The sequence below is a fragment of the Dyella thailandensis genome (assembly GCF_050749815.1).
Taxonomy (GTDB): Bacteria; Pseudomonadota; Gammaproteobacteria; order Xanthomonadales; family Rhodanobacteraceae; genus Dyella_A.
This window is the reverse complement of the sequence record NZ_CP192735.1, coordinates 412952-432018: the sequence shown is the minus strand read 5'-3', so window position 1 is coordinate 432018 and position 19067 is coordinate 412952. Positions and strand designations below refer to the sequence as shown.

Genomic DNA, 19067 nt, shown 5'->3' with positions numbered 1-19067 from the left:
CCCATGCGCCGCCTGCGCGAAATTCCGCCCACCGCCGGCCTGCCGCTGCAGGCCGCGGATCTGCTGCCGCACCGCGATGCACTCGCTGCAACACTCGCCGCGCAACTGGGCACGCCGCCGCTGCAGCTGGAATGCTCCGGCACCGCGGCGCTGCTGGTGGCGCTGCATGTGCTGAAGGCGCGCGCGCCGAATCGCTCCGTGGTGGTCGCGCCGGCCTACACCTGTCCGCTGGTGGCGATCGCCGTGCACCGCATGGGTCTCACCCTGCGTCTGTGCGACACGCGCCCGGATCACTGGGATCTCGATCCGCAGGCGCTGGCGCAGGCTTGCCGCGAGGACACGCTGGCGATCCTCCCCACGCATCTCGCCGGTCTCGTCGCCGACATGGATGCGCCGCTCGCCATCGCCCGCGCCGCTGGCGCCTTCGTCATCGAGGACGCCGCACAGGCTTTGGGCGCGCGCGATGGCGGGCAGAGCGTGGGCCTGCGCGGCGACATCGGCTTCTTCAGCCTCGCCGCGGGCAAAGGCTTGTCGATCTACGAAGGCGGCCTGCTGGCCACCCGCGACGACGCACTGCGCGACGAGCTGCGCGCGACCAGCGCCGCCATCGTGCCGCGTGCTGCGGGCGGGGAGCTGCGCCGCAGCGTGGAGCTACTGGGACTCGCCGCGCTGTATCGCCCCTCGCTGCTCGGGCTCGCCTACGGCATGCCGCTGCGCCGCGCGCTGAAGAGAGGCGATCCGGTCGCTGCCGTGGGCGACGACTTCGCGCCGCAGATCCCGTTCCATCGCGTCGGCCGCTGGCGCCGCGGCGTCGGCACCCGTGCCGCGACGCGCCTGCCGGATTTCCTCATCGCCAACCGCGCCCGCGCTTTGCAACGCGTGGCCCGACTGCGCGCTCTACCCGGCCTCACCGTGTTCGACGAGGCCTCCGGCACCACCGGCAGCTGGCCGTTCCTGCTGGTGCTGATGCCCACCGCCGCACAAGCCGACGCTGCGTTGGCGGAACTGTGGACCGCCGGCCTCGGCGTCAGCCGCCTGTTCGTCCACGCCCTCCCCGACTACGCCTACCTCGCCGACCGCGTGCCACAAGCGTCGATGCCACGCGCCCGCGACTTTGCCCAACGCGCGCTGACCATCAGCAACAGCGCGTGGCTGGACGATGCGGACTTCGAGCGGATACACGCGGTGCTGGGCAGAGCCAGCGCCTGACCTGGAGTGCGATGGAGGTGCGGGGCGCCGGAAGCACCGGCGGCCCTGGCTAACGTCTCGGGTCAGGCGGTCACTACGCCCACGGCATCGATTACCCGCAGCAACTGCTCATTCAACCCATGCTGCTGCGCCTGCCACTGCGCCAGCTCGCGCGGATCGACTGCGGGTTGGTCGTCGATGGCGGCCAGGCGGCGCTTCCACCAGCTCTTGTAGCGGTAGGCGGAGATTTCGCCGGTGATGTCGCTGCCGACGAGGCCGGCGCGCAGGCTGTCGATGATGGCGGTGGCGTGGTGGAGTTGCAGGCTGCCCTGGTCCCAGTTGGTACGCGCAACATCCTGCGCGAACACGTCCTTGTCGATCGACAGGTAGGTGGGCTGCGGCGCAACCAGCTGCTGCGCGGTGAACGCCTCGACCAGCGCGTCGGCATGCTCGAACGCGCGGAAGGCCTGGCCGAGGCCGGCCTTGGCGGCCCAGCGCACGTCCACGCCCACGCTCCAGTAGCTCAGGCGCCCGGCGCGCAGCGGCGCGAGGTAGTTTTCCCAGGCGTGGCCGGCGCCGATGTCGGTCGAGCCGATGCCCACCACGTGCACGTGGCTCACCTGCGGAAGCATCGCCACGCGGCGCACCCACGAGCCGCAGTGCACGCCGAACGGGTAGCGCATGTTGTCCGGATGATTGTCCAGCACTACTACCTGGAACGGCGCGGCGTGCTGCACCCGCTCGATCAGCGGCCAGCTCAGGTGATGAAAGTCGCCGCTGCCCAGCAGCACGGTGCCGTGCTCGGCCGGCAGTGTGTCGTCCAGCACCGTGCGGAAGCGCGCGAGCGTGCGCAGCATGCAGCCGAAGCGCAGCGCCTCCTGCCAGTGCTCCAGCGGCACCACCAGCCGCTTCGGCAGCGGGCCGACGGAGTGGTCGATATCCAGCACGATGGGGCGGGTCATGCCGATTCCATGGCGGGCGCCGGCTGCACCGGCTCGCTCTCGAAGTGGTGGGCGATGCGGCGGAAGACGGCCCGCAGCAGCGGATTGCGCACGTATACCGCGTGGCGGGTGAGGCAGAAGCGTGCGCCGAGCTGGCGCTTCACCGCCGTGTCGGTCCAGCCGGCGATGTAGTGGCTCAAGTCCCGGCGCCGCGCGTAGGCGAGGTTTTCCATCCAGCTGACGAAGTACAGGTTGTGCTCGCGCGCGGCCGGGTAGACCAGCCCGATGTACTTGTCCACCAGCTTGCCGGCGTGCTCGTAGCAGAGGTTCCAGCCGATCAGATCCTCGCCGTGGAAATAGGCGAACACCACACCGCCGTTACCGCCATCGTGCAGCACAGCGTCGAGGAAGGCCGGCGTGAGGTGGTCGAAGTGGATCTCGCTCTGCGCATAGACGTTTTCGTACAGCGCGTGGATGCGTGCGCGCAGCGCGGCATCCTCGAACACCGCCGAGCCGGTGGGCCAAGCCTCGATGCGCAGGTCGGCGCGCGAGCGCAGCTTGCGTTTGATCTCCTTGCGCCGGCTGCGCGAGAAGCGGGCGAGGTAATCCTCCTCGCTGTCGAAGTCGATCGGCACCCAGGCCAGCGGCATGCCGTCGAGCAGCACGCAGCCGGCCTCTTCCAGTGCGCGGGCGAAGGCGCTGGCGCGCTGGCCGTCGGCCACGTCGAGCAGGGGCGTCTCCGGCGCGATGTCCTTCACCACCAGCAGCGCGCAGTCGCGGCCGTGCTGCTCCACCAGCTCGCGCGCCAGCGCCTGCGGCGTGACATGGCGTGGCAGCGGTGCGAACTCGGTGACGGTGCTGCCGGCAAAGCGCGTGCGCCAGCGCAGCAGGCGACCCCAGCGCCGATAGCCTGGGAGCTGCGTGACGCGTCGGCGCAGGGCATCGTCGGCCGTGGTGAGCAGGTCGAACGGCGCCACGAAGGTAGGCATGCCCGAGGCCGTGGTGCCGGCTGCGAAACCTTCCGGCGGATGGGCGAGAAACTGCCGCAGCAGGCTCTCCGGTTCGAGTTGGGCGAGATAAGGCATGGTTGCGTCCGCTGCAGCGAGCTTCCCGGTGGTCAGGGCGCGCGCACCGCCAGCACGGCGTTGAGCCCGCCGAACGCGAAGGAGTTGCTGAGCGCCGCGCGCACGCGCAGCTCGCGCGGCGTGTTGGGCACGTAGTCCAGGTCGCAAGCCGGGTCGGGCACGTCGAGGTTGGCGGTGGGCGGCACCACGCCATCGCGCATCGCCCCGAGCACCGCCACCAGCTCCAGCGCGCCGGAAGCGCCCAGCGCGTGGCCGTGCATGGACTTGGTGGAAGACACCGCCAGCTTCGGCGCATGCGCGCCGAACACGCGATGGATCGCGGTGGTTTCGGTGGGATCGTTGGCCGGCGTGCCGGTACCGTGCGCGTTGATGTAATCGATGTCCTCAGGCGACAGGCCGGCATCGGCCAGCGCCTGCGCCATCGCCGACGCGCTGCCGGCCGGATCCGGCGCCACGATGTCGCCGGCGTCCGCGCTCATGCCCACGCCGGCCAGCACGCCCAGCACCTGCGCGCCGCGCGCGCGGGCGTGGGCCATGGATTCGAGCACGAACACGCCCGCGCCTTCGCCCAGCACCAGGCCGCGACGGTTGGCGCTGAACGGGCGACAGGTGTCGTCGGCGAGCACGCGCATCGCTTCCCACGCGCGCATCGCGCCGAAACTGAGGCAGGCCTCGGTGCCGCCGGCCACCGCCACGTCGACCAGCCCGGCGCGGATCATCAGCGCGGCTTGCGCGATCGCGTGGTTGGTGGAGGCGCAAGCGCTGGCCACGGCGAAAGATGGCCCGCGCAGGCCGTGCGCCATGGAGATCTGGCTGGTCGGCGCGTTGGTCATCAGCCGCACGATGCTCAGCGGATGCAGGCGCGAGGCGTTCTCCGCGTAGAGCCGACGGCTCTGCTCGTCCTGGGTGGTCTCGCCGCCCACGCCGGTGCCGACCACCACGGCGGTGCGCAGACCCAGGCCGCTGGCTGCGAAATCCAGCCCCGACTGCGCGATCGCCTCGTTCGCCGCCACCAGCGCGAACTGCGAGGTGCGGTCGAGCATGGACAACTGGCGCTCGGGGAAATGCGCGGCCGGATCGAAGCTTTCCGGCACCTGCGCAGCCACGCGCACACGCAGGTCGGCGGCGCGTTCGTGGCGCAGCGGGCGGATGCCGCTGCGCCCTTCGCGCAGGGCGGTCCACAGCGTTTCGGCGCCCTCACCGAAGGCGCTGATCGCGCCCATGCCGGTGATGGCGATGGCGCGGGAGGCAGCGTCGCTCATGCCGATCCGTCAGCCTTGGCAGCCTGCGCCGCCATCACCGCGTCGATGAGGTGCTGCACGGTGTCGGTGTCGAAGTTGGTGCCCTGGTCGGGGAAGGTGATATCGAAGAACTCCTCGATATCGAAGATCACCTCGATCGCATCCAGCGAGGCCACGCCGAGGTCTTTCAGCGTGGAGGCCGGGGTGATCGTCGCCACCTCGATCTTGGCCTGCTTGGCGATGATCGCGATGACCTGGTCGCGGACGGCGTCGGCGGAGAGTGGCTCGGTCATGGTCGGGTCCGTTCGCTTAGGGTGGGTGTGTCTTCAGGCCGTCATTCCCGCGCAAGCGGGAATCCATTGGCTTCGATGCCGCATGTTGAAAATGGATTCCCGCTTGCGCGGGAATGACGGCCGTGGGGTACGGTTCGCTTCAAAGACTTCTCGCGCCGGCTTACGCCGTGCGCTTGGCCTTGGTGAGGAGCTGGTCCAGCAGCGCGATGGCCAGGTCGATCTCTTCGTGGGTGATGTCCAGCGAGGGCGCGAAGGTGATCACGTTCTTGTACCAGCCGCCCACGTCGAGCACGAGGCCGATCTTCTTGCCGTTGTGCTCCAGGTCGCCGGCCAGGCCGATGTCGACCATGCGGTCGAGCAGCGCCTTGTTCGGGGTGAATCCGTCGTCGGTGCAGATCTCGGCGCGCAGCGCCAGGCCCAGGCCGTCGACGTCGCCGATTTCCTTGTGCTTCTTCTGCAGGTCGCGCAGGCCTTCGAGGAAGTGCGCGCCCTTCTTCGGCACGGTGGTCTCGTAGTCCAGCTCGTAGCCCATCTTGATCACTTCCAGACCCAGCGAGGTGCCCAGCGGGTTGGAGTTGAAGGTGGAGTGGGTGGAGCCCGGCGGGAAGATGGTCGGGTTGATCATCTCCTCGCGCGCCCACAGGCCCGACAGCGGGTTCAGGCCGTTGGTGAGCGCCTTGCCGAACACCACCACATCCGGCGTCACGCCGAAGTGCTCGATCGACCACAGCTTGCCGGTGCGCCAGAAACCCATCTGGATCTCGTCGACCACCATCAGGATGCCGTACTGGTCGAGCACCTTCTTCAGGCCCTGGAAGAAGCCCATCGGCGGGACGACGTAGCCGCCGGTGCCCTGGATCGGCTCGACGTAGAACGCGGCGTACTCGCACTGGTTGGTCTTGGGGTCCCACACGCCGTTGTATTCGGTCTCGAACAGGCGCGCGAACTGGTTCACGCAGTTCTCCGAATACTCCTCGGCGGTCATGCCCTTGGGGCGACGGAACGGATACGGGAACGGCAGGAACATCGCGCGCTCGCCGAAGTGGCCGAAGCGGCGGCGGTAGCGGTAGCTCGACGTGATCGACGAGGCGCCCAGCGTGCGGCCGTGGTAGCCGCCCTCGAAAGCGAACATCAGGCTCTTGCCGCCCTTGAAGTTGCGCACCAGCTTGAGCGAATCCTCGATCGCCTGCGCGCCGCCCACGTTGAAGTGCACGCGCCCGTCCAGACCGAACTTCTTCTTGGCGTCGAGCGCGATGGTCTTGGCCAACTCGATGCGAGTCTGGTGCAGGTACTGGCTGGCCACCTGCGGCAGCAGGTCGATCTGGTTCTTCAGCACGTTGTTGAGGCGCGGGTTGGCGTAACCGAAGTTCACCGCCGAGTACCACATCTGCAGGTCCAGGAACGGCGTGCCCTCGGTGTCGTACATGTAGCTGCCGTTGCAGGTACGGAAGATCTTCGGCGGATCGACGTAGTGCACGGTGTCGCCGAAAGAGCTGTACTTGGCCTCGTCGGCGAGCAGCTGCGCGTCGTCGATCATCACGGAAGCGTTCTTGTCAAAGACGTTCATGGGGTGTCCTGAACTGAAGGATCAGAGGGTGGTGGCGACGTGCGGGGCCGTTTCGGCCTCCAGCAGGCTGCCGTCGAGCAATTGGGGGAGGAATTCCAGCGCGTCCTCGAAGCCGGTGATCGGCACGTAGGCAATGCCAGCGGCGCGGCAGTGCTCGATGAGGCGGTGCTTGGCGAAGACGAAATCGACGCGGTCGGCGGCGCAGAAATCCGAGGCGCCGTCGCCGATCAGTAGCGTGCGGGTGGCTCCGCCGGCACGGGCGCGTTCGACGCAGGCGCACTTGCAGGTGCCGCTGCGGCAGCCTTCGGCCTGGAACGGCGAGGTGAGCTGCCAGCGCTGCGGCGGGGTGGCCGGCGACAGGTGGTTGGCGGCCAGCGGCAGGTCGTCCAGGCCGTAGCGACCCAGGATCTTGTGGATGGCGTAGTCGAGCCCGTCGCTGACCACGCGGATCGGCACGCCCAGCTCGCGCGCCTTGGCCACGAAGCCGGGGAACGCGTGGTCGATCCACAGGTGCGACAGGTGGGTATCCAGTTGCTCGCGGGTCATGTCGAGCAGGGCCACCTGGCCGCTCATGCACTCGCGCGAGCCGATGCGGCCGGCGCGCCAGTCCTGCTCCAGCGCTTCCCAGCCGGGGCGGCCGTAGCGGTCGAGCAGCGAGTCGATCACGTCTTCGACGGCGATGGTGCCGTCGAAATCACACAGGATGGTCCACCCGGAGGCAGGGTTAGGCGTTGGGGCATTCGTAGGCATGGCGAAAGGCTAGGCGGCCAGTCTTTCCATGCCCTTTCCCTTTCTTGCGAAATGGCGTGCCACTCGCACGAACGTCCGGACACCCCACAACCATCCCTCGCCCCATGCCCTTACGTCCCCGCTTCACACTCCTGCTGGCCTGCGCCCTGCCCGCCCTGTGGCCACTGAGCGGCGCCGCCACCGACAGCGCCGTGCTCGCGGTGGGCGCCGGCGTGCAGCGCATGCCCGCCTGGCCCGGCGCCAGGAACGATCGCGAAGACCCCGTGCCCTATATCGACGTGGAACTGCCCGGCGTCGGCAGTTTCTCCACGCTGGACGGGCTGGAACTGGAGTTCCTGCACGGGCCGGCCCTGCGCGGCGGCCTCTACGGCGGCTATCAATGGGGCCGCGAACGCAGTGACCTGGGCGCGCTGGGTGGCAAGGTGCCCAGCCTGTCACCGCGGGTGAACCTGGGCGGCTACCTGGAGTGGCAGATCAACAAGGCGATGGACGTGGGCGCCAACCTCAGCCACGACACCCAGGGCGCCGGCGCCTACCTCAACCTCTACGCCGACACCGACCTGCCCACACTCGGCCCGGTGGAGGAAGCGGCCACGCTGCGCTGGTCACTGATGAACGGCGCGGCGATGAACCGCTTCTTCGGCATCGGCAACGCATCGGCCGCGGCGCTGGGCGTCACGCCGTGGCATCCGTCGGGCGGCAGCGAGATGGCCTCGCTGGAGTACGACCTGTTCGTGCCCACTAGCCACCACACCGGCGTGGCGCTGGCGCTGGTCTACGGCCGCCTGCTCGGCGGCGCGGCGAACAGCCCGCTGGTGCAGCAGTTCGGCACCGCCAACCAGTGGTCCGAATCGCTGGCCTTCATCTGGCATCCGTAGCGGCAGGCCGGCGCGATACCGGCACGCCGAACAGCAGTACCACCAGCAGCAGGTGCACCGCGGAGGTGAGCAGGTTGCTGCCGTGGGCATCGAGCGTGTCGGCCGGCAGCAGCGGATCGAGCACGTCGTTGGCCAGGTTCCAGCCCCAGTGCAGGCCCACCGCCGCCCACAGCGTGCCGGCGCGCCACAGGGCAGTGGCGTAAGCCAGCCCCATGCAGAAGATCATCAGCCACTCGGTCGGCCCACGATCGAGCCGGTAGATGTGGTTGAGCAAAAAATAGCCCGCCGAGAACGCCACGAAGGCAAGCCCGCGTCGCCAGCGGATGTCCGCCGCGCGGTACCAGAAACCGCGCGCCAGGATGTCCTCGGCGATCGAGGGCACGAACGTCGACAGCAGCATCATCGGCAGCCCCGCGCCCAGCGCGGCGAAGCCGGCCGTGCTGAACGACGCGCCGGTGGCCGCATACACGCCCAGCTTCTCGCCCACGCCGATCGCCAGCGCCTTCGCGGCGCACGCCACCACAAGGCCGCCTGCCAGCCACGCAAAGGAGAGCGGCGCCCGGTCCAGCGCATACGCGCCATAGCCGCGATAGCCCAGCCAGCGCGACAGCGGCCACGCCACCACCACGCACGCCACCATCAGCGTGGACTGCACCATCTCGCTGTGCAGCAGGCGTCCACCGACGCCTTCCGCGGACTGGTACAGCACGAACAACAGCGCAAAGACGATTCCCGCGCGAGCGACCCGCTGGGTCATGGCGACTCTCCCCCATCCCGATGCCGCGCGCAGTTTAGCGGGGCGGATCAGCGCGCCAGCAAGTCCGCCGCCTCGGGCAGGTAGCGCAGCTCGAACACCGCCCGGTCGTCCTGGCACGGCAGCGGCTGAGCCAGCGCCGCCTCCAGCGCGGCGGGCGACAGCGGCTGCGCGGTGAAGGTGGCCTGCCCCGGCACCTGCGCAAAGATCTCATGCACGCGGCCCTGCGCCGGGCTGCCGGCGCAGCCATCGGCCGCAGCCAGATACAGCGCACGCTCCGCGGCGCCAAGCTGCGCGGTGCCCGCGCCGTCCTGCACCCACACCCGCACCCCGGTGTCGTGCACGTCGGCGAGCAGCTGCGCGTAGGCCGCCGGTGCCATGCGGCCGCTGAAGAACGCAGTGACGTAGATCGGGCGCGCCGGGGCCAGCGCGTGCAGGCCGCGTACTTCCTCGGCGAGCGCGTCGGTGAGCGCGCGGCGCGCCTCCGGACTGCGCCAATGCTGGTCGTCGATCTCCAGCGGCAGGTACCAGCCGGTGATCGCCGGGGCGCCAAGCATCGCCTGCCACTGGGCGGCCACTGCAACGTCACGGCGGGCCAGGCTTTGCAGGTAGGTCGCCACCGCGTCAGGCGCGTCGGCCTGACGCTGGAAGAACGCCGGATCGGCCGCCAGCCCCAGCACCAATTGCAGTCCGCTGGCGCGCGCCTCGTCCAACCGGGCACGCAGCCAGGCGCGATCGGCCGGCGCGGTGAAGCCGTCGCCGTACTGCACCCACTGCACCACCAGCGTGTCGAAGCCGCGGGCGCGCACGCTGGCGAACAGTGCCGGCCAACGCGCGGCCGGCAAGACGCGATCGGTCAGCTGCGGCTGGTAGAACAGCGCGTGGACCGGCGCCGTGGGGCGCGCTGACGCCGCGGCACCCATCAGCAGCAGCGCCATCGCCAGCAGCCATCGCCGAACGCCCCTCACCACTGCCCGCCCACGGTGAGGAACACCACGTTGGTCTCGCGCAGGTAGCTGGTGAACGCGTGCTGCCATTCCAGCCCGATGCGCACGCGATGCGCGTAGGCGTCGTAGCGGCTTTCGCCGTACCAGAGGTTCCAGCGCACGCCGAGCCCGGCGCGAAGATCGTGGCCGAAGCCCTGCCCGTGGCCGCGCTCGATGCCATTGGCCTGCAGCCGCACGAACGGCTCCAGCGTCTGCGCCGCGGGCAGCTTGCGGTGGTAGCCCCATTGGTAATCCAGCGTGGCCACGCTCTGCTGCGCTCTGAGGTAGCGCGCCACGTCCACGTAGACGTTTTGCGCGAACCAGCCGCGGCCTTCCGGATGCCAGTCGTCGCTGAAACGCGCGCCACCGGTCCACGAGCCGCTCGCACGCAGCAGCGTGTCGCTGCGTCGTCCCTCGACGCGCCCGATGCCCAGTTGTTGCTCGGCCGAGAAGATGATGGTCTGGCTGCGCCACGGTTTCCAGTGCACGCCCACGCCCAGCCGCGGTGCATGCACTGGCTGCCAGTCGCCTTGTGCACCGCTGCCCGCAAACACGCGGGCGTACGCGGCGAGTGTGTTCTCGTCGCCGCCCGACGGCGCGTCGAACCGATATTGCGCCTCTACCTGCGCGTAGCTGCGGTAGGACACGCCCGGCGCGATCGCGTTGGCGGCCGAAGAGACGCTGTCGCCAACGGCCAGGTCGCCGAGAATGCGCCAGCGCCGACCGAGGTCCTCGTGCAGGCGACGCAGGTTGAAGCGCTCCAGCTCCACTCGATCGTCGCCGGCGTCGTCCTGGGTGCCCGGCCCATCACCGCGGCCGTCCAGCTGATCGATCGCCTGCGCCGCATAGGTGCGTGCCTGCGCGCGATCACCCTGGGCCAGCTCCAGGTACATCAGTTGGCGGGTGAGGTTCGGATCAGCCGGCTGCAATCGATGCGCTCGCTCCAGGGCCGGCCGCGCGCGCGCGCGGTCGCCGACCTGCAGCCAGGTGTAGCCCAGCCCGGCGGCGAGTGCGGCGTCCTGCGGCGCCAGCGCGCTGGCTCGCTCCAGCGAACCGGCGGCCTCTTCCGTCGCACCGCGGGCGCGTTGAAGCTGCGCGAGCCGGGCGTAGTAGCGGGCATCCGGCCGCAGCGCAATCGCCTGCTGCAAGGCCGCTTCCGCGGCGGCGGCATCGTTTGCGGAAGCGGCCTGCGCGCGCAGCCACCAGTAGCTGTCCTGGCGAGCGCCTCCGGCCGCGTCAAAGCGATCCAGCCATTGCCGCGCCGCGGCTGCGTCGCCGGCGGCGATCGCTGTAGTGGCGGCGGCCAGGCGATCGTCGGCCGACATCTGCGCCAGGTCCACGCGTCCCCACGCATACAGCGCCACGGGGTAATCCTGCGTGGCGTACGCATGGTAGGCCAGGGCGCGCGTGTAGTCGCCGCCGGGCGCGCGCTGGCTCGCTTGCGCATAGGCGTACTCGGCCAGGCCGGGACGGCTGTCGTGCAAGCACTGACCCAGCGCCGCCCAGCGGTCGGCGGCATACGAAGGATCGAAATCATCCATCACCATGCGCACGCCATCGCAGTCCTCCAGCGATGCCAGCAGCGGCACCTGTGCGTTGCGCAAGGCGGCGGTACCGAGCGGTGCGCGCAGCCTCGCCCGGTCGGTGGCATCGAAGAGCTCAGGCTGCGCCGCGCCGATCAGCGCCAATCGCTGCAGCATCGCGGCTGCATGGTCGGTGCCGGCATCGACGAAGGGGTAGGCCTGCATCAGCAGCAGTTTGCCCTGGGCAGTGGCGCCGGCGTCGATCAGGCGGTAACTGAGCGCATCGAGCTGGCGTGCCCCATCGCGCCGCGCCACCAGCCGCTGCGCCTGGCGCAGTGCCTCGTCCAGGCGCCCTGCGCGCAACGCCAGTCCGAAGCGTGCCTCGCCGAAGTCGCCAGGTGGCAGTTGCGCCAGCGCACGCTGCGCGGCAGCACGGTCGTCGCGCGCCATGGCGCCAGGCAGAGCAAGCCGCGCCTGCACGGCGCGGTTCGCGGCAAAGCGCACGCGATAGCGGGTGAGCAGGTCGGGCCGCTTGGCCTCCACGTGCGCCAGCAGGTACAGCCATTGCCTTTCCTGCACCTCGCGCGCAAACGCGGGCTGATGCGCGGCCAGGTAGCTCACCAGCGATGCGGCCTGGCCGGCATCACCCAGTGCGTGTGCCATGGCCAGTTGTTGCATCGGCGTCTGCAGGTCGGCGTGGGCCTCCTGCAGGGCGGCGGCAGCAGTCACCTCACGCTGCTGCAGCAACAACGCGAACCATTGAGCTCGCTCCGCCGGTTGCAACGCGTGCCCGCCTTCCTGCAACGCGGCGAATGCCGCATCGGCGCGCGCGGCCTCACCAAGATAGATCGCTCGCTGCGCCAGCGCGCGGCGTAACGCCACCCCGGTGTCGCTGCGGGCAAAGGCGGCATCGTCCAGCTCCGCTTGCACGCGATCCAGCTCACCGGCGCGCAGGGCGTCGTAGCCACGCTGCGCGCGACAGACGGCGGCCGGGTCGGCGCGACAATCGCGTACGGCCGTGGCATGCGGAGTCAGGCGCGGATCGTTCGGCGTGAAACGACGCTGTTCGGCGAGCACCGCCTCGGCGCGCGCGGGCTGTTGAAAGTGGCGCCACGCTTCGGCCAGGTCGAGCGCGGTGGTCACGCTGCGCGGTGCCAGTTCGCGCGCGCGGGTGAACTCGGCGATCGCGGTGGCCTGGTCGCCGGCCTTCATGGCGGCGAAGGCACGCTGCTGGTGCGGGTAGATCAGGAAACGCCGGTAGGCGCTCACGTCGTCCACGCGCACTGGTTGCTGCGCGAATGCCGGAGCCCCCAGCGTCAACGGCAGCATCATCAGCGCTTGCCAGCGACTACGTGTCATACGACCCGCCTCAGCGCCGGCGGCTCGGCCTCGGTGGCGATGCCGGCGTGCTCCAGCGTAGTGGCGAGGGTCGGCTGCAGGCTGCGTTGCAGCGCCAGCGCCTGCTCCAACGCCGCATGGGTGATCGCGCCCTGCTCAACCAGAAAATCGCCCAGTGGGCGGTCGCTCTGCGCGTGATTGAGCAGCAGCGCTCGCAGCGCTACTTCGTCCAGGTGGCCCAGCGCCACCAGCACTTCACCCAGCAGCACCTGGCGCGACACATACTGATTCCACAGCGTCGTCGCGTGGCCACTGCCGAGCACACCCGAGCACACCGCCAGGTCGAGCAGCTGGCGTCGGCCGCCCTCCTGCTCGCGTCCGTACCAGCTGCGCAGCCCCACCGTGATCTGGCCCTTGTACGCCAGCACGTAGGACACCGGTGTGCCTAGCCGTCGCGACAGCGCCGCCAGCGACACCGGATCGATGTAGGACTCGCTGGCCAGCACCAGGGTGCCTCCCTCCTCGCGCAGCGGCAGCACCGCGTAGTGCTGCGCCACCCGGGCCGGCACGCGCGCACGCAGCTCGGCGGGAATCGCCTCGGCGTCCACCGATTCGCACGGCACTCCCAGTTGTTCGGCCACGGCCCGTGCCAGCTGTTCGGCCGTGATCAGGCCCGCATGCAGCAGCGCCGTGCCCAAGGGCAGTCCGGCGATGGGATGCGCCAGCGCCTCATGCAGCTGCGCCTCGGTGAGCGCATGACGCTCCACCAGCAGCTCGTCCAGCGGTCGGCGCACGCGGTTGCCCGTGCCCAGCGTGGGAAAGTCGTGGGTGGTCTTGTCCCAGGCGACGCGACGCGGATCGCCGTACTGCACGATCTGCCGGATCGCGCGGCAGTTCGCCATGAAGTTGATGACGTTGCCCCACAGCAGCCGCGGCACCGACAACAGTCCCTGCGCCAGCCCGTAGTAGGCGGTGACGAAGATGATCCGCTGCGCCATGCGGTTGACCATCAGCACCGCATTGATCGCCAGCAGCGACACCAGCCAGTCGTGCTCGGTGAGGATCGACAGGAACCGCGGCGCACCCGGCCACAGCATCTGCACCAGCGCCAGCGCCACCAGCTGCAGCAGGATCAGCATGGCGCCGAAGCTGACGAAGTTGGCGATGGCACCCTTGCGATCGCGCCACAGGAAATAGTTGAGTACCGGGTTGCCGGTCCAGCCGTGCGTGCGATAGCCCTGGTAGACGATGCCGATGATCCAGCGCGACTTCTGCCGGATCGCGGTCTGCGCGCGATCGGGGAAGTACTCGCGCACGCAGATCACGCTGGAGTCACGCAGGCTGCGGCCGAGCTTGCGCCGGCCCGGCAGGTCGCACACCACCGGAAAGCGCACGAAGATCTCGGCCATCCCCCACTGCTTCAGGCGCAGGCCGATGTCGTAGTCCTCGGTGAGGCTCTGGATGTCGAACGCCACGCCGTTACCCTCGGCGATCAGTGCCTGCACCGCGCGACGACTGAAGCAGGTACCCACACCTGCGCTGGGTACCTGACCGGCGAGCGCCTCACGCACCGGCACATCCTTGCCATGCAGCTCGGCGAACTCGTCCAGGTAATGCAGGCTGGTGAAGTTGCGCCACTGCCGTTCGAACGGATAGACCGGAATCTGGATCAGGTCCTTGCGCCCCACCAGGTAGTTGAACAGGCGCAACTCCAGCGGCGAGACCACGTCCTCGGCGTCGTGCAGGATGAAACCGGCGAACTGCAGCCGCGCGCGCTGCTCGAACTGCATGATCGCGTCGAGCACGTTGTTGAGGCAGTCGGCCTTGCTGGTCGGCCCGGGCCGCGCACACACCACCTTGTGCACGTTGGGAAAGCGCGCGCACACCTCGTCCACGTCGCGCTGTGTGTCCGGATCGTTCGGATAGGTGCCCACGAAGATGTGGTAGTTCTCATAGTCCAGCGTCTGCGCCGCCAGCTCGGCCATGTGGCCGATCACACCGGTCTCGTGCCAGGCCGGCACCATGATCGCCAGCGGCTGCTCCGGCCGCGTGTAGAGCTCGGTGTATTCCATGCGCTCGTGGCGGCGATACACCACCAGCGCCTTCCAGGCACGGCGCACCCAGTACGCCACGTCGATGAACAGGTCATCGAGCCCGCTCACCAGCATCAGCACCGCCATCGCCATGACGACGTAGCCGAGGCCGTACAGATAGGTCGCTAGCAGGTCGAGCATCGACATGGCGGCGGGGTCCTTCAGGCCACGCCGGCGGTCGCGCCGACGGCCGGCTGCACCACCGGCGCCAGGGCCGCCCCCAGTATCTCGACGATGCGCCGGGATGCATGGCCGTCACCGAATGGATTGCCTGCCTGCTGCATCGCTGTGTAGGCGGGCAGGTCCGACCACAGTGCCTCCACCTCGGCCACGATCCGCGCACGGCCGGTACCGACCAGCCGCGCGCAGCCAGCCTGGATCGCCTCCGGGCGCTCGGTTTCGGTGCGCATCACCAGCAAGGGCACGCCGAAAGTGGGCGCCTCTTCCTGGAGGCCACCGGAGTCGGTCAGCACCAGCCAGGCGTCGACCAGCGCCTGCTGCATGGCCAGATAATCCAGCGGCGCGGTCAGCGTCACATTCGGCAGGCTGCCGAGGATGGCGTGCACCGGCCCGCGCACCACCGGATTGAGGTGCACCGGAAACAGCACCGGCATATCCGGGTGCGCACGCGCGATGTCGGCAATGGCGTGGCATATCTCTTCCAGATCGGTGCCCCAGTTCTCGCGGCGGTGCGCGGTCACCAGCAGGTGCCCCCTTCCCTCCGCGCGGTGGCGGATGCCATAGCGCTGCACCACCCACTGCTGCGCGTCGATCACCGTGTTGCCGGTGACGTGCACCCCTGCCGGGGAAATCCCTTCGGCATACAGCGCACAGGCCGCGCCCTGGGTGGGGGCGAAATGAAAGCGGGTAATGCGGCTGATCATCTGCCGCAGCCCCTCCTCCGGAAACGGCCGGGCCAGGTTGCCGGTGCGCAGCCCTGCCTCCACGTGAGCCACCGGTATGCGGTGGTGGAAAGCCGCCAGGGCACCAAGGAAGGTGCTTTCGGTATCGCCCTGCACCACCACCGCCGACCATCGCCGCTCGTTCAGCACCGCGTCGAGCTGGCTACGGCAGGCCGCGCTGAACTCGCCCAGGCTGGTGCCGACGCGGTGGAAGACGAAGTCCGGTTGGATCTCGAAGCAGGCCAGCATCTGCTGCGCCATGTCATCGTGCTGCCCGGTATGCAGCCAGTACGGCCGCGCCCAGCCGCTGCCCTTCAACGCGTGGTACACCGGCGCCAGCTTGACGATCTCCGGCCGGGTACCGCTGACGATCAATACATCCCGCATGGGCTCCTGCCGGGGCTGGGTCAACGGCGCAACCGGCACCTGGCGCGATGGCGTGGAAGGCGCGTCGCGAAGGATGGCCGCGGTCTGGATGTGCATGGCGACGTTCTCGACTGGTAGATGCGATGGGTGCCTACGCTACGTAGCGGCTCGAGTGTTCCCCTTGATATTTGTCACCTCGACGGTGGATCGAAAGGAGTGAACTGAGCACGCCGCCCGCCCAGACATCCCTTCCCGAGAGAACGCCCATGGCCATCACACCTGTTTCCCGCTTCGCCCGGTGCCGGCGAGCATTCACCTGTCTGCTCATAGCGGCGGGCATGCTCGTCGGTGGCGTCGCGGCCACCGCCGGCACCACCAAGTCCTCACCTGGCAAATGGGGCAGCGCCGAGCGCACGCTGCCCGCGCCGCCACGCCCGCCCTCGTCGATCCTGCCGAAGCAGCGGACCGTAGCGACACGGTCCGCCACGACAAGCACCGCTGCGGCGATCACGCTTGTTGCCGCTGCAGCGCCCGCCGCTGCTCAGGCTGCACCAGGAGCCAACGCCGCTCGCCGTACCCTGGTGCTGTACGACAGCACCGGCGACTGGGCCTGGCTTGGTGAGGCGTATGCCGTGCAGGCCGCCAACCTGGTTTCGCACGGCAGCGCGTACGTGATGCACCCCGCGGCCAGCTACGTGGCCGGCGAACTGGGCAATTACACCGGCCTGGTCTACATCGGCTCCACCTATGACGAGCCGCTTCCCACGGCCCTGCTCGACGATGTGCTCGCCACCACCTCTCCGGTGCTGTGGATGAACAACAACATCTGGCAGCTCAGCCAGCGCGCGGCGGACTTCGCCGGCACGTACGGCTGGAGTCCGCAGTATTTCGACTTCAGCAATGCGCTCACCGTGACGTACAAGGGCGTGACCTTGCAGCGCAACGCGTTGGCGGTGCCCTCAGGGTTGCTGCAGACGCTGATCATCGACCCGTCCAAAGCCCAGGCGATCGCCACCGCCACCAGCGACACAGGTGTGGTGATGCCGTGGGCGACGCGCTCAGGCAACTTCACCTACATCGGCGAGATCCCCTTCAGCTACACCGGCATGACCGACCGCTACCTCGCCGCGGCCGACCTGATCAGCCAGGTGGCGAACCCGGCCATGCGCACTGACCGCAAGCGGGCGCTGGTGCGTATCGAGGACGTCAGCGCCGACACCAGCCCGCAGGAGCTGCGCAACATCGCCGACTATCTGTACAGCCGGCGGGTGCCCTTCAGCGTGGCGGTGATCCCGCTGTATCTGGACCCGAACGGCGTGCTCAACAACGGCGTGCCGGAGAACCGACCGCTGAGCAAGGCCACGGCCGTGGTCAGTGCGCTGAAGTACATGCGCAGCAAGGGCGGCACCATCCTCATGCACGGCTACACCCACCAGTATTCCAACGTGGCCAACCCGTATTCGGGCGTGAGCGCGGACGACTTCGAGTTCTACCGTTCACACATCAGCCCGGACAACTACGTGATCTACGACGCGCCGCCCGCCGAGGACTCTGCCGCCTGGGCGCAGGACCGCCTCACCAAGGGCATGGCGGAATTGGCCAAGGCCGGCTTCGCACCCACCATCTTCGAGTTCCCGCACTACGCCGGCTCGGCGGTGGACTACCAGGTGGTACAGCAGAACTTCGGCGTGCGCTACGACCGCGGCCTGTACGCGGCCAACTGGTGCGCCGGAGGCAACTGCGGCAGCGGCACGCCGGACTACGCGCGCATCTACGGCCAGTTCTTCCCGTACCTGGTGCGCGACATCTTCGGCTCGCTGGTGATCCCGGAGAACCTGGGCAACGTCGAGCCGCTGGAGTTCAATCACAACCCGCCACGCTCGCCACAGGATGTCCTGGCCAGTGCCAAGGCCAGCACGGTGATCAACGACGGCGTGCAGAGCTTCTTCTTCCACCCCTACCTGCCGCTGGCGAACCTCAAGACCATCGTGCAGGGCATCCAGGGCATGGGCTACACGTTCGTCTCCGCCGACACGGTGCGACAGGACCAGTAAGCGCAGAGGCCGGCACGCCTTGGGGCGTGCCGGCGCCTTCTGCCGTCGGCAAGAACGTGCCGTGATCTTCAACCCGTCGAAATCCGTTCGCGCTGAGCGTCGCTTGCGTCAGCAAGCAGAGTCGAAGCACCGCGCGCAGGGAACCCTTCGACTTCGGCGCTTTGCGCCTACGCTCAGGGCGAACGGAGATAGGGTGCGCCCTACCTGTCGTCCCGCGTAAAGATCAGCCCGCCTTCCTCGACCACCGGAAAACAGGCGATCGGCTCGTACGCCGGCGGGCAGGTGACGGCGCCGGTGCGCAGGTCGAAGCGGGCGCCGTGGCGCACGCACTCCACCTCGAAGCCGTGCACCTCGCCGCCGGCCAGTTCCGCGCCGTCGTGGGTGCACACGTCTTCCACCGCGTAGAGGGTGCCGTCGATGTTGTAGACGGCTATGGCGGTGTCGCCGTCCCACACCACCTTGTATTCGCCCGGCAGGATCTCGCTGCGCGTGCCTACCTTCACCCAGCCGGCCGGCGCGCTCATGCGGCCACCTCGCCCAGCGGCTTTTCCAGCACCTCGAAGCGCAGATCGTCGCGGCGCGGGATACCGAAGCGCGCGTCGCCGTAGGGGAACGGCTTGAACTGCCCGGTGCGGGCGTAGCCGCGGCGTTCGTAGAAGGCGATCAGCTCCTCGCGCTGCACGATCACCGTCATGCGCATGCGGCTCACGCCCCAGCGCGTGCGCGCCAGCTGCTCGGCGTGCGCGATCACCTGCTTGCCGACGCCGCCGGTCTGGCGCGAAGGGTCCACCGCGAACATGCCGAAGTACGCCGCGCCGTCCTGCTTCTCCAGATGGCAGCAGGCGACCAGCGCGCCGTCGTGCTCGGCCAGCAGCACCAGGCTGTCGGGGCGGCCGATCGCCTCGCTCACGTCTTGCGCGTCGGTGCGCTGGCCGTCGAGCAGGTGGCTTTCGGTGGTCCAGCCGCGCAGGCCGGATTCACCGCGGTAGGCCGATTCAACCAGCGCCACCACGGCAGGAATGTCGGCGGCGGTGGCCGCCCGGAAAGCGAGTTCGTGTGCGTGCATCCGCCGATGATAATCCGCCGCCGCGCTGCTTCGCATGCGGCG

At 69.1% G+C, this 19067-nt stretch carries 16 protein-coding genes; 3 read left to right on the top strand and 13 right to left on the bottom strand.

Features of this window, described 5'->3' with window-relative positions; genetic code table 11:
• The first annotated feature begins 3 nt into the window (after positions 1-3).
• Positions 4-1209: a DegT/DnrJ/EryC1/StrS family aminotransferase gene (locus ACQVBX_RS01900; protein WP_431636213.1), complete on the top strand. Its 1206-nt coding sequence runs from the start codon at positions 4-6 to the stop codon at positions 1207-1209.
• Positions 1210-1271: 62 nt separating this feature from the next.
• On the opposite strand, the gene ACQVBX_RS01895 is transcribed toward ACQVBX_RS01900, so the two are convergent.
• The 6 genes from ACQVBX_RS01895 to ACQVBX_RS01870 form a co-directional block, all read right to left on the bottom strand.
• Complete coding sequence (locus ACQVBX_RS01895; RefSeq protein WP_431636212.1) at positions 1272-2150, bottom strand: arginase family protein; 879 nt, start codon at positions 2148-2150, stop codon at positions 1272-1274.
• A complete protein-coding gene (locus ACQVBX_RS01890; protein WP_431636211.1) occupies positions 2147-3214 on the bottom strand; it encodes a peptidogalycan biosysnthesis protein in 1068 nt (355 codons plus the stop codon). Before ACQVBX_RS01890 ends, ACQVBX_RS01895 begins: the two co-directional genes overlap by 4 nt.
• A 32-nt stretch (positions 3215-3246) precedes the next feature.
• On the bottom strand, positions 3247-4476 hold the full coding sequence (locus tag ACQVBX_RS01885) for a beta-ketoacyl-[acyl-carrier-protein] synthase family protein (RefSeq protein WP_431636210.1): 1230 nt from the start codon (positions 4474-4476) through the stop codon (positions 3247-3249).
• Positions 4473-4748: a phosphopantetheine-binding protein gene (locus ACQVBX_RS01880; protein ID WP_431636209.1), complete on the bottom strand. Its 276-nt coding sequence runs from the start codon at positions 4746-4748 to the stop codon at positions 4473-4475. Before ACQVBX_RS01880 ends, ACQVBX_RS01885 begins: the two co-directional genes overlap by 4 nt.
• A 160-nt stretch (positions 4749-4908) precedes the next feature.
• A complete protein-coding gene (locus ACQVBX_RS01875; protein ID WP_431636208.1) occupies positions 4909-6315 on the bottom strand; it encodes an aspartate aminotransferase family protein in 1407 nt (468 codons plus the stop codon).
• A 21-nt stretch (positions 6316-6336) separates the two neighbouring features.
• Positions 6337-7065, bottom strand: coding sequence for an MtnX-like HAD-IB family phosphatase (locus ACQVBX_RS01870; RefSeq protein ID WP_431636207.1), 729 nt, complete (start codon positions 7063-7065; stop codon positions 6337-6339).
• A 104-nt stretch (positions 7066-7169) separates the two neighbouring features.
• On the opposite strand from ACQVBX_RS01870, the gene ACQVBX_RS01865 reads away from it, so the two are divergent.
• Complete coding sequence (locus tag ACQVBX_RS01865; RefSeq protein WP_431636206.1) at positions 7170-7943, top strand: MipA/OmpV family protein; 774 nt, start codon at positions 7170-7172, stop codon at positions 7941-7943.
• On the opposite strand, the gene ACQVBX_RS01860 is transcribed toward ACQVBX_RS01865, so the two are convergent.
• The 5 genes from ACQVBX_RS01860 to wecB are packed head-to-tail and all read right to left on the bottom strand — an operon-like array spanning position 7927 to position 16022.
• Positions 7927-8700, bottom strand: a complete 774-nt coding sequence (locus tag ACQVBX_RS01860; RefSeq protein ID WP_431636205.1) for a CPBP family intramembrane glutamic endopeptidase — start codon at positions 8698-8700, stop codon at positions 7927-7929. The two genes, ACQVBX_RS01865 and ACQVBX_RS01860, sit on opposite strands and share 17 nt — an antisense overlap.
• Before the next feature lie 47 nt (positions 8701-8747).
• Complete coding sequence (locus ACQVBX_RS01855) at positions 8748-9635, bottom strand: DUF4434 domain-containing protein (protein WP_431636204.1); 888 nt, start codon at positions 9633-9635, stop codon at positions 8748-8750.
• Positions 9636-9661: 26 nt separating this feature from the next.
• Positions 9662-12538 (bottom strand): NfrA family protein, encoded by a 2877-nt coding sequence (locus tag ACQVBX_RS01850; RefSeq protein ID WP_431636203.1) that lies wholly within the window; start codon positions 12536-12538, stop codon positions 9662-9664.
• Positions 12539-12561: 23 nt separating this feature from the next.
• Positions 12562-14784, bottom strand: a complete 2223-nt coding sequence (locus ACQVBX_RS01845; RefSeq protein ID WP_431636202.1) for a glycosyl transferase family protein — start codon at positions 14782-14784, stop codon at positions 12562-12564.
• Between the two features lie 14 nt (positions 14785-14798).
• On the bottom strand, positions 14799-16022 hold the full coding sequence (gene wecB / locus ACQVBX_RS01840; RefSeq protein ID WP_431636201.1) for a non-hydrolyzing UDP-N-acetylglucosamine 2-epimerase: 1224 nt from the start codon (positions 16020-16022) through the stop codon (positions 14799-14801).
• A 221-nt stretch (positions 16023-16243) separates the two neighbouring features.
• Here wecB and ACQVBX_RS01835 point away from each other — a divergent pair, with 221 nt between their 5' ends.
• Complete coding sequence (locus ACQVBX_RS01835) at positions 16244-17959, top strand: DUF2334 domain-containing protein (protein WP_431636200.1); 1716 nt, start codon at positions 16244-16246, stop codon at positions 17957-17959.
• Positions 17960-18159: 200 nt separating this feature from the next.
• Here ACQVBX_RS01835 and ACQVBX_RS01830 read toward each other — a convergent pair whose 3' ends face one another.
• Together ACQVBX_RS01830 and ACQVBX_RS01825 are read right to left on the bottom strand one after the other, a co-directional pair.
• The gene (locus tag ACQVBX_RS01830) at positions 18160-18483 is read right to left on the bottom strand and encodes a non-heme iron oxygenase ferredoxin subunit (RefSeq protein ID WP_431636199.1); all 324 of its coding nucleotides are present in this window, start codon (positions 18481-18483) and stop codon (positions 18160-18162) included.
• A complete protein-coding gene (locus ACQVBX_RS01825) occupies positions 18480-19025 on the bottom strand; it encodes a GNAT family N-acetyltransferase (protein WP_431636198.1) in 546 nt (181 codons plus the stop codon). The genes ACQVBX_RS01830 and ACQVBX_RS01825 overlap by 4 nt, the downstream gene beginning before the upstream one ends.
• Between the last annotated feature and the right edge of the window lie 42 nt (positions 19026-19067).

Bases quoted from the DNA above. Each gene is read 5' to 3' on its own strand.
- ACQVBX_RS01850 (WP_431636203.1), bottom strand. From the start codon at position 12,538: ATGATGCTGCCGTTGACGCTGGGGGCTCCGGCATTCGCGCAGCAACCA.
- ACQVBX_RS01890 (WP_431636211.1), bottom strand. From the start codon at position 3,214: ATGCCTTATCTCGCCCAACTCGAACCGGAGAGCCTGCTGCGGCAGTTT.
- ACQVBX_RS01900 (WP_431636213.1), top strand. From the start codon at position 4: ATGCGCCGCCTGCGCGAAATTCCGCCCACCGCCGGCCTGCCGCTGCAG.
- ACQVBX_RS01895 (WP_431636212.1), bottom strand. From the start codon at position 2,150: ATGACCCGCCCCATCGTGCTGGATATCGACCACTCCGTCGGCCCGCTG.
- ACQVBX_RS01825 (WP_431636198.1), bottom strand. From the start codon at position 19,025: ATGCACGCACACGAACTCGCTTTCCGGGCGGCCACCGCCGCCGACATT.
- ACQVBX_RS01860 (WP_431636205.1), bottom strand. From the start codon at position 8,700: ATGACCCAGCGGGTCGCTCGCGCGGGAATCGTCTTTGCGCTGTTGTTC.
- ACQVBX_RS01830 (WP_431636199.1), bottom strand. From the start codon at position 18,483: ATGAGCGCGCCGGCCGGCTGGGTGAAGGTAGGCACGCGCAGCGAGATC.
- ACQVBX_RS01835 (WP_431636200.1), top strand. From the start codon at position 16,244: ATGCTCGTCGGTGGCGTCGCGGCCACCGCCGGCACCACCAAGTCCTCA.
- ACQVBX_RS01865 (WP_431636206.1), top strand. From the start codon at position 7,170: ATGCCCTTACGTCCCCGCTTCACACTCCTGCTGGCCTGCGCCCTGCCC.
- ACQVBX_RS01845 (WP_431636202.1), bottom strand. From the start codon at position 14,784: ATGTCGATGCTCGACCTGCTAGCGACCTATCTGTACGGCCTCGGCTAC.
- ACQVBX_RS01885 (WP_431636210.1), bottom strand. From the start codon at position 4,476: ATGAGCGACGCTGCCTCCCGCGCCATCGCCATCACCGGCATGGGCGCG.
- ACQVBX_RS01875 (WP_431636208.1), bottom strand. From the start codon at position 6,315: ATGAACGTCTTTGACAAGAACGCTTCCGTGATGATCGACGACGCGCAG.
- ACQVBX_RS01880 (WP_431636209.1), bottom strand. From the start codon at position 4,748: ATGACCGAGCCACTCTCCGCCGACGCCGTCCGCGACCAGGTCATCGCG.
- ACQVBX_RS01870 (WP_431636207.1), bottom strand. From the start codon at position 7,065: ATGCCTACGAATGCCCCAACGCCTAACCCTGCCTCCGGGTGGACCATC.
- wecB (WP_431636201.1), bottom strand. From the start codon at position 16,022: ATGCACATCCAGACCGCGGCCATCCTTCGCGACGCGCCTTCCACGCCA.
- ACQVBX_RS01855 (WP_431636204.1), bottom strand. From the start codon at position 9,635: ATGGCGCTGCTGCTGATGGGTGCCGCGGCGTCAGCGCGCCCCACGGCG.